Here is a 17,168-nt window from a genome sequence, read left to right as displayed (position 1 = left end):
GCAACAGCTCCAGCGCCGGAATTTAGCGGCGACGACAAAAGACAGCGCGGGAAAAAGGCTGGCGAACTCGCACCTTCCTACAGGACGGAGATGCTACCTCCCTAAGAAAGCGGAGCCTAATACCCCGTCATCTCAAGGTACCCAACGCCCGACATGGTACCCTTGAACGTTATTGGTCCCTCCCAATAAGGCGTTGAAGTCGCCATCCAGGACTGGTCGTTCAACGGTTTGGTCGTGATATCGAGCGACTTTCCCGGAACCCGTATACGCCACTCTACCGGCATTTGACGCCCATCGACCACTGCCTTACGGGTTGGCTCCAGTTGAACGTCGTCTTTCGACAGGGGTGTCGTTCGCCCGTCCGCAGATATCCAGTTCGCCGAGATGAACCCGTCTTTGTCATCACGAAGCCGAAAAGCCATCAGTTTCTCGCCGGAATCCAAATGCAATGAGAACCAGTCCCAGCCGGTCTGTTCGGCAGCAAGTGGCTGCGACGACCACTCTCGATCCAACCATGCTTTTCCGGTGACCTTCACCGACAACCCGGAAACCGTGATATCGCCTGAGACCTGATAGAAGGGCTGGGAGTAATAGTAGCTCGCCTGCCCGTGCGCCGACTTCACTGAAAAGCCGTTGTCACCCTGCAGAACGAGCGGGCCGTCGGCCTTAAGGTTCAAGCCAAAGCTGAAATCCGTTCCCCCTGCAGATACCAAAAGGTTGCCAAGGTCCAAGGCGCCTTGAGCGGAACCGACCATCTGCCAGTCGTCTATCCAACTCCGAAATGGCGTGACCTCAACGCCTGCCTGTCCGACGCCTCCCCGGCCCAAGCGCTCCGCGACAAACTGGTGGGACTGGGTGGTAATGGCTGCATGCCCGATCCAAACCTGGGGATCTGCGAAGCCTGCCTTCTCTCCCGGAGCCAGTGCGGATCGAAATAGCGTCCACTGCGCCCCATAGTGTTTGCCATCCTCACCCATCAGGTTGGCGGTGACATACCACCACTCAATCCGATAACTAGGATGAGCGCCATGATCGGCGGGAAATGCGATAGCGCGACCACGCTCCGGGATTGCAAAACCCTGCGCATCCGACCCCAATCCAGCAAATCCCTGCCCGGACGCCTGTCCGCTAACAAAGATCATAGCCGCCGCTACCAAGACAGATGCAAGGTTTCTAACGTTCATTGGCGAAGATCCTAAGCAGGTCCGCGGGATTGATCGAGGCCAGACGCCGAACCGGCACCAGTACCGACAGCAATGCCGCCAGAAGAGCGATTGCTCCCAGCCAAAGCCAATCCATGGGAAACACCATCATTGGCAACCGCCAGCCGAAGGCCTCCACGTTCACGATCGCCAGCAGGACCCACGCCAAGGCAAGACCAACCGGGATCGCCGCCACAAATGTTGCGAGCCAGAGCGCAAGTGTTCGCGCAACTTCATAGAGCGCCAAATCTCGCCGCCGCACACCCATTGCCCACACCGGCGCGAGCTGAGGAAGCCGAATACCAGACAGCGTCAGGAGACTTGAGAACATGGCAAATCCTGCCACAGCAAGGGTGAGGACGTTCAACGCACCCGTCACTTTGAATGTCTGGTCGAAGATGGCTCTCGATTGTCGCTTGAGCGAAGCCTGGTCAACGATCGCCGTATCCGGCAGACCCAACTCGTCTACCAGTTGACGCTTGAGCTCCTGGGCACGCTCGGGAGGCACTCGGACACCGTAACGAAGTTTCGGTACATCGGGATAATGATCGACCAGGGTATTGATCCCGACGATCACTTGCCCATTCGGGTTGCCATAGTCCGAGTACACGCCGACCACGGCCGCGCTCCAGCCTCCAGGCATCACCAATGGCTGGCCGATCTTAGCTTCACCGCGACGCCACATCTGCTCGTTGATGAGAGCGCCCTGCCCCGCGGCGATCTTTTCCCAGACCTCGTTGTCGGAAGCGATCAAGGGCCAATGCTCACGATAGGTTGGATCATCCGCAACGCCGAAAATCTGGATCTGTTCACCAAGGACCTCACCGTCGACGCTCCAGATCGGAAGGACTGCTGTCGCGTGCTGCGGAAGCCAGCCCCGCAGCCGCGTAGCTTCATCCTCATCCTTGGCGGTCACGTAAAGCTCTGCGGCCAGGCGTTGATCCAGCCATCCAATGAACGTCAATCGGAAACTGGAAACCATCGTGCCGACGCCAATGTTCGCCGACAGTGCGAGTAGCAGAGCCATCAAAGCCAGCGACAGGCCAGGGAGCTGTATGCGGGTGTCTGCCCAGAACCATTCCATTAGGGCGCTCCTTGCCAATTGATGAGCTGCGGCCAGGATGACGGCAAGAAGTCCAGGTAGCATAAGAGCTGTTCCGAGAAGCAGGCAGCCGAGCACCGCAAAGCCCGCCACGAGGCCGTATGCGGTTATCGTAAGGACGACGGCCAGGACGAGCAAAAACCCGCCAGCTCCAGCCTGATAGGCGAGTGATCTGGCGGACTCTCTTGCCCACGCCCGTGGTTGAGCGGCAGCCAATATCGGCAGCTTCCAAACCCGCCAAAGGCTCTGCGCTGAGGAGACAGCGGTTCCGCCAAGAGCAATCGCCAGCCCCGCCAGCCACCACTCCGTCCGAATGGAAAGCGAACCCGATACATTTGCCCCATACAAGCCCCTGAGTGTGGCAGCCACACCCGGCATTAGCAGCGAAGCGATCACGTACCCAAGGATGACGCCGATCAAGGCCGATACCAGCGCCAGCACCGAGAGTTCGACCATTAGCATGATGGACAGCGCCCGAAGAGAGACACCAAGGGACCGCATCGTTCGAAAGGTGCCACGACGCTGTTCGAAGGTCAGGCCTGTGGCCGAGTAAACGATGAAAAGCCCGACGACGAACGAGAGAAAACCGAAAGCAGTCAGGTTGAGATGGAAGCTATCCGTAAGGCGAGCGACGTCTGGTTGGTCCGCTGGTTCGCGAATGGTCAGTCCAGGCACAATCCGGTCGAGAGCTTGCGTTTCTACCTCTTGATCGGAAGCAATCACCAGGCGGTCGATCCTCCCATGCTTTTCGAGCAACCTGTCGGCGATGGATATATCCACGAAGGCAGCGCCGTCGGGGACATTGTTGTCGACTTTGACACGCATGTCCGTGCTGCCGCGCAGCCGTTCGGCAGTCGCGCTCGATACCAAAAGCAGTCCGTTGGAGGAAAAGAAGCCAGACAGATCCGTACCGCTGGCGATTGTGACGCCCGGGGCGTCCCTTGGCATCGTCAAAGGTTCGATGCCAACCAACCTGATCCGTGTGGATCCAAGACGATAGTTCCCCTCAATGACCGGCGAGACATTCAACCCTGCCCGACGCAGGCTTCCATACATGTCGGTGGCGATACCGCCACCGTTCTTGGCGACGATCTGTCGAAGGCTGCCTTGCTCCAGAACGGATGACGCCCGTGCGTAGCTTGCCCTGGCCTCGGCGTTTATGGCCTGGACGCCGGACCAAAGAGCAGTCGCGAGCGCAATTCCCATAACCAGGGTGAGCAGTTGAAGGGGTCTCCGGCGCCAGTGTGACAGCAGGGCGGCGAGCGCAACGAACTTCATTCGGCGATCTTTCCGCCACGGAGGACCACGGTTCGGTCCAGACGCTCTGCAAGCCTCGCGGAGTGAGTGACAAGAAGCAGAGCCGATCCCGCGGTCCGCGCCAGGCTGACCATTAGGTCAAGGACGACATCACCGGTCTGCTCATCCAGGTTTCCCGTTGGCTCATCCGCAAGAATGAGTGGCGGCCTAGCTGCCAAGGTTCGTCCAATTGCAACGCGCTGTTGTTGTCCGCCGGATAACTGCTCTGGATAGCGGGCGGTACAATCGCGCAGCCCCAATTTATCGATCAACTCCGTTTCCCAAGCGCGGTCGTACCGGTTCGCGAGCTTGGCGTGGAATGAGATATTGGCCGCGACCGTCAGCGACGGAATAAGATTGAACTGCTGAAATACCAGGCCGACCTGGGTTCTGCGGTAGCGTGCGCGTTCGTTTTCACCGAATTGCCTCAGATCGCGTCCGTTCATCAAGACGGCGCCACTGTCCGCGTGGTCTAGTCCTCCAGCCAGATGCAACAGCGTACTCTTGCCACTGCCGGACTCTCCTGTCAGGGCAACACTTTCGCCAGCTGCGACGTCTAGATCTATGCCCTTCAGTATCTCGATTGGTCCTTCGGCGGTCGCATAGGACTTTTTGACGCCGGACAGCGTTAGGATCATTATGAACTCTGGGGGTGGCATTGATCGGCGCGTTCTCCTCAACTAGGCAAGGCTCCGCTTCACTACAAGGTCCGAAACTTCCTGATCGACAATCACACATTCGGGTTGGCTATGCTAAGACGGCTAGTCCTCGCCGTTTGTTCGCATGAGATCTCGCCGAAAATGAAGCGCTTGAGGTAGAGCCCGCACATGATTGGCTAACCCTCACCTGACGCCCGGTCTGGGCAGCGACTGTGGCGGACTGGGCTGAGACCTTTTCGGTTCATGTGGTGACACCAAATCACGTCCCCCGCCCAACCGGGTTGCACTGAAAGGTCACGCGACATCGAGTTCGTCCGCCGGTCCAAAAAAAGCTTGGATTCCGCGGCGAGCCCGCTGCTTGAGCCAAGGCCGGAACGAGTGCCCGCACGAACGGTTTGGGACCGCAGAGATAAAAGCGGGAGATCTCGACGGGAGTGTCCGAAAGAAGCCAATCAACTGTATTGAAACCGCCGTAATCATGCGAAGCGACGCCCCCCTGGGAGCGAACAAGATTAAGTTCAGGGACACTGCACTGAAAAGCATCCCCCTGACCTTGATGTGATAGGCATAAACACAACCGGCGTCGGCAGTTCTTGCAGGATCGTAGAGGCCACATTCATTCCGTAGGAGGATGTGGCATCTACCTGAAACGGCTCGCTTATATACGAGCGCTCGCGTCGCCAAACACAAGCCACATGGCAGGTTAGTAACAGGTCAAAGCTATTGCCGGACCTCGTACAGGAACCATTGATATGGCAGGATCGGCTGCCACGTTTTCGCCATGTGCGCCGTATCACCGCGCACATCGATGAAAAGCGTCAGTGGTTGCACAGGCAGAGGCAAATTTGCGCCTGGCCCATCAGTGATCAGTAGTCCCAGAAGACCGGCACCCAGCGAAATGCATCGCCGGCGATGGCCACACGGCCGACCGAGGGAAACGGCAGATGGGTTGCCACAAGCAATTCGCCGCTCGCCGACAGCTCTCGCAAAAGATCAATTCGGACGCGAGCCGCCTTTTCGGGATCGTGCTCGAAACCGTTGTGCCAATCGGGCTGATCGAAACCTACGGCAAATACGGCGTCGCCGGCAAATGTCAGCGCGTCGCTGCCGGAAGCAATTCGGATCACACAGTGACCTGGGGTATGCCCCCCAGTGCGACGGGCAACCACGCCCGGAGCAACCTGCTGTTCATCATCGAACAGACGCAGGTGGCCGCGGTACTCGCTCAAGAACCGCTTCGCTGTTGCCCGCAGTGCATCCGGGAATCCCTCCGGCATTTTCGTGTGAGTGAAATCCGGCGCTTCCCAGAACTTGACCTCGGCCGCCGCCACGTGAATCCGCAGGTCCGGACGTAGCTTTTCCTTGACTCCTTCAACGAGAAGCCCGCCGATGTGGTCCATGTGCAAATGGGTGAGCACCAGATCGGTCACCGATGTCAGGTCGATGTCGGCCGCCTCCAACCGTTTGATCAATTGTCCGGCCCGCGGTAGGTTCAGATTCGGATCCAGACCCAATCCGGCATCGAGGAGAATGATCTGCTCGCCGCTGCGTACGACGACCGCGTTCAGCGGCCAGTCGAATGCGTCGGACGGCAGGAACTGGTTTGCCATCCAGCTAGCACGAACATCGGGGTCGGCGTTGTGTCCCAACATATCGGTTGGAAGCGGCAGGACTCCGTCGCTGACCACCATCACGTCGATTTCACCGATCTTCAGCGCATAGCGAGAAGGAACCAATTCGCTGGTACCCGGCTTTCCCGGATGGAAGCTGTTGTCCGCCGGAACATTTGTCTGTAGGGACATGACGTACTCCTGTGTTGCATCGACACTTGCCCGTCACCCATCCATTCCGATGGCTCTGCAAACGATGATGGACTGAGGGCTCGAACCGTTCATTTCGAACGAAGCGGCTTTCGAGCACCTCTTTGGTAGCGGCTTCGAAGACTTTACAGAGGCCGCAAAGCGCCCGTAATCCAAACTAAGGTTTGGGGAGTGGCACAGGCCCTCGGCTGATATGGTCGAGTCTTCCCAACCAGGATCACGCTTTGTGGCGGTCCTCAATCAAGACCACCAGTTCGCCAATGCAATTGATCAGCTCTTTGAAGCCTTCCCGAGAATCCGACCGGATCGTGCCGCCCTCCGCTTGATGCACATGCACGCGTATTGGCAAGGCGCGGAAACTTGAAGGAGTGAAAAATGCCGGCTGAAGCCCCTAAGTCGCCCGCTGTCGAATCCCTCGAGAGGGAACATGCCGAACAAGCGAAACAAGCGGCCGATGACAATCTCGAAGAAGGCCTCGAGGAAACATTTCCCGCCTCCGATTCGGTGTCTGCCACGAGAGCCGGAAATAGCCGTGAGGCCGATTGAGAGGTCCGACACCTCCTGTTGACCTTTGCCGACAGCATCCGTACTAGCGCGCCGTCGTGCGTCTCAAAGGCAGCACTTGAGGACTCGGCTCGACGAGGCCATCGAGCCTTTGCCGACCAGGGAGGTGCTGATCCACTGCGGCGTCTGGACGCCAATGGCATTATTGCTGCTCAAACCGCTCCAGCCGTCGGAGTTGGATGTTCGGGAGGCGTAGCTTGAGCCAATGCGACGCGCGCCAACGAAAGGAAATTTGGCGCTGACGCCGAACTCGCGCCGGCTGATTTTCGCAGAAGCTCGCGCGCCATGCCATGAAGGAACGCAACACCTCGACGTCCCCACGACGTCCAAAGTCAACGCAGCTCAAGACAGGGCGAATATTCTGACCTCGCGCCCGATGCCGTGAAGTTCTTCCATGCGAGAGACCGACGTGATGCCGTTATCTCGTAGGATCTCTGAAACTTGGGCATCCCCCACAATCGCCTCCGTCGTCAGGATCACATTAGGATCAGCAAGGCCCTGTACGCGGGAGGCGATATTGACAGTCTGGCCGAAGTAGTCCTGCCGGTCGTTCAGGTTGACAGCAAGGCATGGTCCCTCATGGATGCCGATCTTCAGGAGAAGATCATCGCTGCCGTGTTCGGCATTTAACCGAAGCATCGCCTCCCGCATTCGTAGCGCGGCCGCCACCGCGCGATCAGGGCTCGGAAAGGTCGCCATCACGGCATCGCCGATGGTCTTGACGATCGCTCCGGCTTCTGTGGCGACGATCTCGTGAAGAACCCTGAAATGCGCTCGCACCAGATCGAAAGCGGCGAGATCTCCGACGCGCTCGTAGAGAGCGGTCGAGCCCCTCAAGTCGGTGAAGAGGAAGGTCAGGCTTGTAATCTTGAGGCGTTGGTCAACGTCAATTGTGTCGGTCCGATAGATGTCCCGGAAGCTCTGGTTCGTCAGTAGGCGCTTGGCTGTCAGAAAAGGGCGCCTGCGGCCCAGTAGCTCATGCAGGTCGTCTCCTGCGATGCAGACGTTCGGTACCACTCTGCGATCGGTGTGGTTCTCAAGTGTGAGCCGTAGCGAGCCAGGGCGGAGGGTGACCGTCTCGTTCAGTGCATGCCCGTGACTGATGACCATTGAGAGGCTCTGACGTTCGTCGGTGGGCTCACCCGTCACATCGATGAACTGCGCCGAATGCGTCACCGCGTCAAAGATGATGACGAATTGCGCCGGCAGTTGCAGAGAGACGAAAGCCTTCTCGCCCGGATCCAACTCAATCATCTCCAATACGATGCGTGCGAACCTCGCTTCAAAATTCTCTGGCAAGTCGACCCCGGAACTGAAGAAGATTTGGCGGTAATACTCAAGTGGAGGTAGTCGATCGGGCTCGTGGGCAGCAATCCGGCGGACTCTCGGACTGACCGTGAACGTTACCTCGACCATTTCGTCGAGAGTTGGCTCGTACCCGGCCGCGCAGAGCGCGCAATGGTACGTGTCCTGCACAACGCCTTTCAGTGTTGCGCCACTGTCCAGGACGCCGCCGCATCCTGGACAAAGGACATTCCATGTMATCTCGAACGCGCCTATGCGGGCCGCATGGAGGAACGCCGCAATCGTTTGCTCTTCATCGAGATGATGCGTTTCGGCGAAGGCAAGGGCATTTATGCGGTTGAGATCGCGATCGGAGCCACGCATGACTGCGTTCTCGATGCAATCCACGGTCTGCGGGTCAGCCGCCTGTCGTAGGCTGGCAAAAAGGACGCCCAGTTCGCTCATTATGCAGGTCTCTTCGCTCTAGCCACGGCGGACCACGCCAATACAGAATTGTAACACGGGAGCTTCCTGATAGAAATCGCGCTACTTCGATGCGGCTGACTCCCCGAATAGAACCACCGCTCGTTTCGAGCACGCGCTGCCCTAACCAATATTGCCGGGGCTGACATTCTTTGTGAATTGTATATTGCCTGTGTTTCGATACCCGGGACGATATGGCTAGAAGGCTCACCACCATCTTCGCGGCAGAGACGCGCAGTATAGCCAGCATGTCGAAGAAGATGAAATTGCAACCTTGGCTCATTTGGCGAAACTCCGCGAGACAGGCGATTATTATAGGTCACCCGGCTGTTGACTGAAATGTTACCGGATTTCAGTTCGGATCGTTGCTTGAAAATCCCGCCGCTGCAATGGTTGGAACTCTGATGGAAGACATAACCGCCGCCTGACCACTAGGAACTGACCCGCTGGGTCAGTTCCTAGTGAAAATCAACACAATCTGGCCGCTCAGATGAAGCTGGGAAGGATTTTGGTCGGTGGAGATCCGCGAAAGGGAACTGCCGTGGGCGGCTTATTCGGGTGGGGCGACGCGAATGGGACGTGTTCCGACTGGAGCGCCTGTCTCGCGGTCAATGGTGACGGGATCGATCTCCGTTCCGGTCTCGGCGTCGAAGAACCGCGTTACATCGCCCCCGCCGCGGTGCTTGCGTCCCCACGCGCCGATCGCAAACAGCACCGGCAAAAAGTCCCGGCCAGCTTCGGTCAGCACATATTCGTCCCGTGGCGGGCGGTCGGAGTAGCGACGTTTCTCCAGCAGCCCCTCCTCCGTCAACGATGAAAGCCGCGCCGTCAACATCGTCGGCGCGATACCAAGGCTCTTGCGGAAATCATCGAAGCGGGTCAGCCCCGCATGGGCGTCCCGCATGATCAGCATGCTCCATGCGTCCCCCACAAGCGCCAGGCTCCGGGCGATCAGGCATGGTTGGTCCGAAAGATTTTTCATGTTAGTATCTTTTTAGTAGTGACTTGATATTGATTTGATAGTAACTCATTGCTCATCGTTGTTCCATGACAAAATGAAAGCGGAAGCCGATGAGCAAGACAGAACGCGGCATTGCCCTCATTACGGGTGCTTCCTCCGGCATCGGGCTGGTGACGGCACAAGCGTTGCGGCGAGATGGTTACCGTGTCTTCGGCACCAGCCGAAAACCGATGTCCGACACCGCAGATGGCATCACGATGCTGATCTGCGACGTGATCGACGATGCATCCGTGCAGAGCGCCGTCGACGAGGTTCTGAGCCGCGCGGGGCGCATCGATCTTCTCGTCAACAATGCCGGGATCGGACTGCTGGGCGGCGCCGAGGAATCCACGACAGAACAGGCGAAGGCCGTATTCGACGTCAACGTTTTCGGCATCATGCGCATGACAAATGCGGTCCTGCCCGTGATGAGGCGGCAGCGTCGCGGCCGGATCGTCAACCTCAGTTCCATACTCGGGCTGATCCCCGCCCCCTACAATGCACTCTACGCATCGACCAAGCATGCCATCGAAGGCTATTCGGAATCTCTTGACCACGAAGTACGAACGCAGGGTATCCGCATCGTGCTTGTCGAGCCCGGCGTAACCCGCACGTCCTTCGAAGAGAACATCACGCGGCCGGACCGTCCGCTTGCCATCTACGATGCTGTTCGCGCAGACGCGGAGAAACTGATGCGCGAGATCGTCGCAAATGGTGATGCACCCGAGGTGGTCGCTGGAGCCATCGTCAGGGCCGCCAATGCGCCATCGCCCAAACGACGCTACACTGCCGGAAGGGCAGCAGGACAGGTCCGATTCATCCGCCGCTTCCTGCCCGAGTCCTTCGTCGACAAGAACCTTCGCAAATTCAGCAGACTTCCCGATTGAGCTTGCGTCGCCGCATTGCCGGTACCGCCGGCTGACCACAGAAACGAAAGTTAGTCTGATGAAATCATACCTGATCGATCGGTATAAGAAAGGCGGCGCTCTGCGGCTCGGCGAAAGTCCCGAGCCGGAGTTGCGTTTAAACGACGTCATGGTCGAGATTCATGCCGCCGGCGTGAATCTCCTGGACAGCAAGATCAGGGACGGAGAGTTCAAGCTCATCCTGCCATACCGCCTTCCGCTGGTGCTGGGCAACGATGTAGCGGGCGTCGTGGTCCGGGTCGGAGCCAATGTCCGGCAATTCAAGCCCGGTGACGAGGTCTATGCACGTCCGGCCCAGGATCGCATCGGGACATTTGCAGAGTACATCGCCATCGACGAGGCCGATGTAGCGATGAAGCCGAACAATCTGACCATGGAAGAGGCCGCATCAATCCCGCTTGTCGCCCTGACGGCATGGCAGGTGCTTGTCGAGCGGGCCAAGCTACAGAAGGGACAGAAGCTCCTGATCCATGCCGGCTCGGGCGGCGTGGGTACGATAGCGATCCAACTTGCCAAGCATCTCGGGGCATATGTCGCTACAACGACGAGCACAGCAAATACTGCTCTTGTAAAAAGCCTCGGGGCTGACGTTGCGGTCGACTACAAGAAGGACGATTTCGAAAAAGTGCTGCAAGGGTATGATGTTGTGCTGAACAGCCTCGGGAAGGACACGCTGGAAAAGTCCCTTGCAGTGCTGAAGCCGGGCGGGAAGCTGATTTCGATTTCAGGTCCTCCCGATCCGGACTTCGCGAGGCAGAATGGCTCCGGCTGGCTGCTTCAACAGGTCATGCGCCTGCTAAGCTCTGGCATTAGGAGAAAATCGAAACGGCTGGGCATCAGCTATTCGTTTCTGTTCATGACTGCGAATGGCGGGCAACTCGGAAAGATCACTTCGCTGATCGAGGCAGGTGTTTTGCGACCGGTAGTGGATCAGGTCTTCCCGTTCAAGGAGACGAACGAGGCGCTGAGTTATGTCGAGACGGGGCGTGCAAAGGGGAAGGTCGTTATCGCGGTCAAGTGACGTCAATGGGGCTGTGCTCGGCGGCATTTACCCACTTGCATCCAGATCGAGGATTGATTCGATTGCGGTGCAAAGTGGGTGCTGCAACTGAGTGCGAATGCTGATATTCAGCGCAAACGGCAAAGGCTCTGAATCAGGAAGCTCTCCTCGATCTGGAGATCCTAGCCTACACACCGCAAACCAACGGGAAGGCTCACCGCCCATTCAGACGGCACTAAGCGAATAGGCCCAAGCCTGCGCATACCCATCATCCACCACAACACACTCCTGTCCAACCGGACAAATAGTCCAATTGGCGTCTCCCGCACAGGCACCCCAAAACTCCAACCAACCATCAGTCGGCGCCGCAACTAGAGCACCGGTCTAAGGGCTGGCCTCCCGAGACGGCTTCATATTTGGGTGGCGGTAGCAATCGGTTCAGCGACAGGTGCGGTTGCCGGTCGACGATCCCCGTCTTCAGCGATCGTGAGGGCGGCATTTCATGGCATTCATTGGATTAATGCCTGCCGCAGTTCATTTTTGCATCAAGCGGCGTGGAGCGACCACCGCTTATTTTGCTGCCTATCCGCCATGCCCTTGTCGCCGCCCAAGTGAAACTGATTGACCAGCTCCCGCAGGCGACTAGCCTCGGAGGACAACGAAGCGGCGGCGGCCGTTGACTGCTCTACCATCGCTGCATTTTGCTGGGTCGCTTGGTCCATCTGATTGACAGCCGTATTGATTTCCGCAAGTCCGGTCGACTGCTCCCGCGCCGAGGTGGCAATCGCATCCATGACCTGGTTGATCTGTGCAACGTACTCACCGATCGACTTGAGCGACGTTCCTGTTTCGAGAACCAGTTTCACGCCTTTTTCGACTTCCACCGACGACTTTTGAACAAGCCCTTTGATCTCCTTGGCCGCGTGCGCGGCACGCTGGGCAAGTTCGCGGACTTCCTGTGCGACCACTGCAAACCCTTTTCCCGCGTCGCCCGCACGAGCAGCCTCAACGCCCGCGTTCAGCGCCAGAAGGTTCGTCTGAAAGGCGATTTCATCGATCACACCAATGATATTCGAGATCTGCTGCGAACTGTCATCGATGCGTCGCATGGCCTGTTCCGCTTCCGACACGACAGTTGCCGACCGCTGGGCGCTGATATTGGCTTCCACGGCCACATTTCGCGCTTCGTCCGTTCGTTTGGTCGCCATTGCAACGTTTGACGTGATCTCATCCAAGGCGGCAGCCGTCTCCTCGAGAGAGGCCGCCTGTTGTTCAGTGCGCTTGGAGAGATCCTGAGCACCGGATGCAATTTCACCGGTGCCATTGTCTATACTGTGCACCGTCTGGAGCACTGCGCCGATCGTAGCTCCCAATTGCCGAAGCGAAGCGTTGAAATCTTCGCGCAATGCCTCGTATTCTGCTGCAAACTGATCCGAAAGCTGAAAGGATATGTCGCCTGCCGCAAGCCGCCGGAGACCTTCACCCAATGTCGTGGTCGCCAAGCGCAACTGTTCGGCCTCGCGTTCGGAGCGCTCCTGGGCTGCGGCGCGGGCCGCCTCGCTCTCGTTGCGGGATGCAGTGGCTTCCTTCTCGAGCCTGACGACATTGAGCGCATTTTGACGGAAGACCTCGACCGCACCGGCCATTTCGCCAACTTCGTCGGTACGACCCGCATAGGGAACTACGCTGTCGAGGTCCCCATCAGACAACCGGTTCATGGCAGATGCGATGCTTCGGATCGGGTTGGCGATGCCTGATATCGCAAATACAATTCCAGCCACGGCGACGAGCACCGCGAGCACCGCGATCGCGGCCGTCAACGCGAAAGCGGACTTCGCGGAAGCACCGCTCGCCGCAACGAAGCCTCGTGCTTGGCTGAGAATGAAAGCAACCAGCTCCGCCACCCCGTTGTTCACCAGCTGGGCTTGCGGTTCCATACTCTCCTTGAAGAAACGGACTGCTTCGGGCGTCTTGCCGATATTGTCGAGCGCAATCATTTGCTCCGCCAGCCCGCGATACTTGCTCAGTTCCGGCTTGATCTGATTGATCAGTTCGCGCCCACGCTCCGTGCGGACGCCCTTTTCATATTCGGTAACAACCTTCTCGAGCGCCGCGGCAGAAGCGTCGATCGCTTGCTTTGCGGTTTCCTGCTCCTCCGCTGTGTCTTCGATGAGATAGTGGGAATAGGCCAGTTTTAGATCGAGGAAGTTGTCCTTGATCTCGCGAGCCGTCACAAGCCGCTGCATCCAGAAGCCGCCGATCTGCTCGGCATTCGCGCTAAGCGCCGAAATCGTGCTCAGCGAGACATATGACAGGCCTACCATGAATATACTGATGATCGACAGCTTTAGGATCAAGGCCTGCTTAATGCTTGGGCGTTTCATGCGGGTCTCCAGTCAAACGCTTTTGGGGTAACCGGCTCGAGGTCAGTGCAAAATGTCGCATCAGATTGATAATTTCTTATTAACTAAAGAATTTGACCTGTATATTTTAAGAAATCTCGCGGGTTTGGAAGCTCGATGCTTGTGCGAAGCTGCCCCACCTTTGGCATGCCGTCATTGGTCGATCAGCGCGATCAGGATGCGTCCTCGGGCCTCGTTACAGGCGCTGGGAGGTGCCGCTTGTTAAGGCGATGCTCGGTAGGAAAGAGTACAACGACCAAGACGTTCTCGCGCACTTCACACGCTCGACAAGGACTGCAAACAATCGGCTAGTAAGCGAGATTCGATCTGGAGCGTTCTGACTCACGGCACAGGTTGGGCAACTTCCGCTTCCCGCCGGTCCTAGACGACACCATTGAACACCACCATCTTGTCGTCGGCCATCTCCTGCATCGTCCACGGGATGCCGCCAACGCCATAGCCCGACTGCCGGCGTCCCGCGAACGGCATCCAATCGGTCCGGAACGCGGTGTGGTCGTTCACAAGAACAGCGGACGCATTCAGATGCTTCGACGCTCTGAGAGCGACTGATATGTCGGTAGAAAAGACGCTTGCCTGGAACGCATACGGCAGTGAGTTGGCAATGCGGATTGCTTCCTCAAGTTCGCTGTAGCCGTAGACACAGGTCAATGGTCCGAATACCTCAAGCCTCGATACCCTGGCGTCGGCGCGAGGGTTGAGCAGGACCGAGGGTAGAAGGATGGTCTCCGACATGCGCCCTCCGCCGAACTGTTTGGCTCCTCCGTCGGTCGCTTCCTTCATCCAGATCGCAACGCGTTCGGTTTCGCGTGGCAGGATTAGAGGCCCCACCTCCGTTTCTTTCAGTGTGGGATCACCGACACGAAGACTGGCAACCTTGGCGGCGAGCGCGTCCGTGAACGCGGTCAGAATGTCCTCGTGCACGAAGATGCGCTGGACCGATACGCAGACCTGCCCGGCATGATAGTACCCGCCTTTGACAATGGTGCCGACGATCGCCTCAACGCTCGCGCTGCGATCGACGATGACGGGCGCCGCTCCGCCGTGCTCCAGCGCGCATCTCGTACCAGGTGGCAACTTGCTCTTGAGGTGCCACCCGACCTTCGCAGAGCCGATAAAGCTCAGAAACGCCACGCGCTGATCCGTAGCAAGTGTCTCGGCAAGCGCGTTGTCCTCAGTGATAAAGGTCTGGCACCAGCGCTCCTCCAGGCCGGCCTCCCAGAATAGCTTGACGATCTCGAGACAAGAGATTGGGGTCGTCGCCGCTGGCTTGACAATCACCGGGCAACCGACGGCAATTGCCGGAGCGATCTGATGAATGATGAGATTGAGCGGATGGTTGAACGCCGATATCGCCGCCACCACGCCTATCGGCTCCTTGGTGGTGAAGGCCCAGCGGTTCGCGCTTGCAGCAGTCAGGCCCATAGGAATTTCCTTGCCGCCAAAATTGCGAAGTTCATCTGCTGCATTGACCAGGCCGTCGATCCCGCGCGTAACTTCGATGATAGCATCCGTCAGGGGCTTGCCGCCCTCTCGAGAGATTATCATTGCAAAGCGGTCGCGGTTCTCTTGCAGAAGTTCCGACGCCCTTCTCAAGATAGCCAGCCGTTGATACGCTGGCAGCCAGGCATCTCGCTCGGAGAACGCGTCTGCCGCGATGCCAAGCTTGTGATCGAGAGCAGAAGCATCGTCCGCCGGAACTTCGGCGATGAGCTCGCGATCGAACGCTTGGTAGACCTTCAAGGTGGGCGGCATCTCAGACCTCCAATATCCCAGGAAGCCGTTCACGCAGCTCCTTCACAAGCACGCGTTCATTTTCCGAGTAGTCGACCGGGACGTTCACCAGATGGACGCCTCCTCCGGAGAATGCCTCTTCGAGAACCTGTTTGAACTGGCCGATCTCGTCGACCCTGGTTCCCTTGGCGCCATAGGATTCGGCATATCGCACGAAGTCTGGGTTGCCGAACGTCATGCCGAAATCTGGGAACTCGTCCACGGCCTGCTTCCAGCGGATCATGCCGTAGGCCTTGTCCTCGATCACGAGAATGACGAGATTGAGTTTCAACCGGACGGCGGTCTCGATCTCCTGGGAGTTCATCATGAAGCCGCCGTCGCCACAGATCGCCATGACGCGTCGCTCCGGATAGAGCATCGAGGCAACCATCGCCGATGGTAGCCCTGCCCCCATTGTTGCAAGAGCGTTGTCGAGAAGCAGCGTGTTCGCCATTTGCGTCCGATAGTTGCGAGCGAACCAGATCTTGTACATGCCATTGTCAAGCGCGAGGATGCCATCGTGCGGCATCACATCCCGAATATCGTGGACCAGGCGCTGGGGCGTAAAGCGATCCTCGGCCGCCCGCGCGGCGATGCGCTGGAGAATTCGTTCCCGCAAGTGAAGAAGGGCCGATGCATTCGGCAACCTGCCCTCGAGACGGTCCGCCAGCGCCCTGAGCGACGGTCCGATGTCGCCGATTACCTCGGTTTGCGGGAAATAGACCTGCTCGACCGTCGCCGGCTGATAGCCTACGTGAACGACATTCGGACCACCCTTGCCCATGATGAATGGCGGTTTCTCGATGGTGTCATGGCCGATGGTGACGATAAGGTCCGCCTGTTCGATGGCCTCGTGTACATAATCCCGTTCCGAAAGCGCCGCAGTGCCCATGTAAAGCTCCGTGCCGCCCGGAACGGTCCCCTTCCCCATCTGCGTGGTGAAAAATGGGATGCGCGTGCGTATCACGAACTGGGCGATATCGGATGTCGAACGGGGACGCGAGGCGGCGGCCCCGAACATCAGGAGCGGGCGCCTTGCCGCCGAGATGAGCGCGGCTGCACGGTCGAGTGCCGCATCGTTTGCAGTCGGCAGCTCGAGTTGATGCGGCGCAATCAGAGATACTTCCTGGCATTTTTCGGCTGCAATGTCTTCCGGAAGCTCGAGATGAACTGGACCCGGTCTCTCTTCTTGCGCGATCCGGAACGCTTCCCTGACCATTGTCGGGATCATCAGCGGCGAGACGATCTGCCTCGCCAGCTTCGTGAGCGGTTTCATCGACGCCACGACGTCGACCACCTGAAATCGCGCCTGGCGAGACGAGAGAACACCTTTCTGACCCGTGATCATCACCATCGGCATCGCACCGAGCAGCGCATATGCCGCACCGGTCGAAAGGTTCAGTGCACCCGGTCCAAGCGTCGTCAGGCACACGCCCGGCCTGCCTGTTAGGCGGCCGTAGGTAGCGGCCATGAATGCGGCCGCCTGCTCGTGCCGGGTGAGTATCAACTGGATTGACGAATTGCGGATGGACTCGACGACGTCGAGGTTCTCCTCTCCGGGAATACCGAAGATGCGGTCGACGCCTTCGTTCTCAAGTGCGGCTACGAGGAGATCAGAGCCTTTGGTCATGGATGTGTC

General features: G+C 58.3%; 12 protein-coding genes. 3 read left to right on the top strand and 9 right to left on the bottom strand.

The features are described from left to right. Positions 1-116: 116 nt before the first annotated feature. The 4 genes from AC1DMK_RS23725 to AC1DMK_RS23710 all read right to left on the bottom strand — a co-directional run bounded on the left by AC1DMK_RS23725 (position 117) and on the right by AC1DMK_RS23710 (position 6,061). Positions 117-1,184: a lipocalin-like domain-containing protein gene (locus tag AC1DMK_RS23725; RefSeq protein WP_477862502.1), complete on the bottom strand. Its 1,068-nt coding sequence runs from the start codon at positions 1,182-1,184 to the stop codon at positions 117-119. Beyond that, positions 1,174-3,582 carry an ABC transporter permease gene (locus tag AC1DMK_RS23720; protein ID WP_477862500.1) on the bottom strand — a complete coding sequence of 803 codons (2,409 nt, stop codon included), beginning with the start codon at positions 3,580-3,582 and terminating at the stop codon, positions 1,174-1,176. The genes AC1DMK_RS23725 and AC1DMK_RS23720 overlap by 11 nt, the downstream gene beginning before the upstream one ends. Next, positions 3,579-4,238: an ABC transporter ATP-binding protein gene (locus AC1DMK_RS23715; protein WP_477862498.1), complete on the bottom strand. Its 660-nt coding sequence runs from the start codon at positions 4,236-4,238 to the stop codon at positions 3,579-3,581. The genes AC1DMK_RS23720 and AC1DMK_RS23715 overlap by 4 nt, the downstream gene beginning before the upstream one ends. Before the next feature lie 887 nt (positions 4,239-5,125). After that, positions 5,126-6,061 (bottom strand): MBL fold metallo-hydrolase, encoded by a 936-nt coding sequence (locus tag AC1DMK_RS23710; protein ID WP_477862496.1) that lies wholly within the window; start codon positions 6,059-6,061, stop codon positions 5,126-5,128. Positions 6,062-6,454: 393 nt separating this feature from the next. Between AC1DMK_RS23710 and AC1DMK_RS23705 the strand changes: the two genes are divergently transcribed. Then, positions 6,455-6,625: a hypothetical protein gene (locus tag AC1DMK_RS23705; RefSeq protein WP_477862494.1), complete on the top strand. Its 171-nt coding sequence runs from the start codon at positions 6,455-6,457 to the stop codon at positions 6,623-6,625. 360 nt (positions 6,626-6,985) lie between these two features. On the opposite strand, the gene AC1DMK_RS23700 is transcribed toward AC1DMK_RS23705, so the two are convergent. Both AC1DMK_RS23700 and AC1DMK_RS23695 read right to left on the bottom strand, forming a co-directional pair. After that, positions 6,986-8,392 carry a DUF5939 domain-containing protein gene (locus tag AC1DMK_RS23700; RefSeq protein ID WP_477862492.1) on the bottom strand — a complete coding sequence of 469 codons (1,407 nt, stop codon included), beginning with the start codon at positions 8,390-8,392 and terminating at the stop codon, positions 6,986-6,988. 568 nt (positions 8,393-8,960) lie between these two features. After that, entirely contained in the window at positions 8,961-9,392 is a 432-nt protein-coding gene (locus AC1DMK_RS23695) for a winged helix-turn-helix transcriptional regulator (RefSeq protein WP_037067479.1), read from the bottom strand. An 89-nt stretch (positions 9,393-9,481) separates the two neighbouring features. Between AC1DMK_RS23695 and AC1DMK_RS23690 the strand changes: the two genes are divergently transcribed. Continuing rightward, entirely contained in the window at positions 9,482-10,297 is an 816-nt protein-coding gene (locus AC1DMK_RS23690) for an oxidoreductase (RefSeq protein WP_477862489.1), read from the top strand. A gap of 58 nt (positions 10,298-10,355) precedes the next feature. After that, positions 10,356-11,357: an NADP-dependent oxidoreductase gene (locus AC1DMK_RS23685; protein WP_477862487.1), complete on the top strand. Its 1,002-nt coding sequence runs from the start codon at positions 10,356-10,358 to the stop codon at positions 11,355-11,357. 524 nt (positions 11,358-11,881) lie between these two features. Here AC1DMK_RS23685 and AC1DMK_RS23680 read toward each other — a convergent pair. From AC1DMK_RS23680 to AC1DMK_RS23670, 3 genes are all read right to left on the bottom strand, one after another. Next, positions 11,882-13,720 (bottom strand): HAMP domain-containing methyl-accepting chemotaxis protein, encoded by a 1,839-nt coding sequence (locus AC1DMK_RS23680; RefSeq protein ID WP_477862485.1) that lies wholly within the window; start codon positions 13,718-13,720, stop codon positions 11,882-11,884. Between the two features lie 399 nt (positions 13,721-14,119). Next, complete coding sequence (locus AC1DMK_RS23675) at positions 14,120-15,511, bottom strand: aldehyde dehydrogenase family protein (protein WP_477862483.1); 1,392 nt, start codon at positions 15,509-15,511, stop codon at positions 14,120-14,122. A 1-nt stretch (position 15,512) separates the two neighbouring features. Then, a complete protein-coding gene (locus tag AC1DMK_RS23670) occupies positions 15,513-17,159 on the bottom strand; it encodes an acetolactate synthase large subunit (RefSeq protein ID WP_477862481.1) in 1,647 nt (548 codons plus the stop codon). Positions 17,160-17,168: the final 9 nt, after the last annotated feature.

Source organism: Rhizobium sp. 05L419 (genome assembly GCF_056397845.1).
This window is presented reverse-complemented; position numbering and strand designations above follow the sequence as displayed.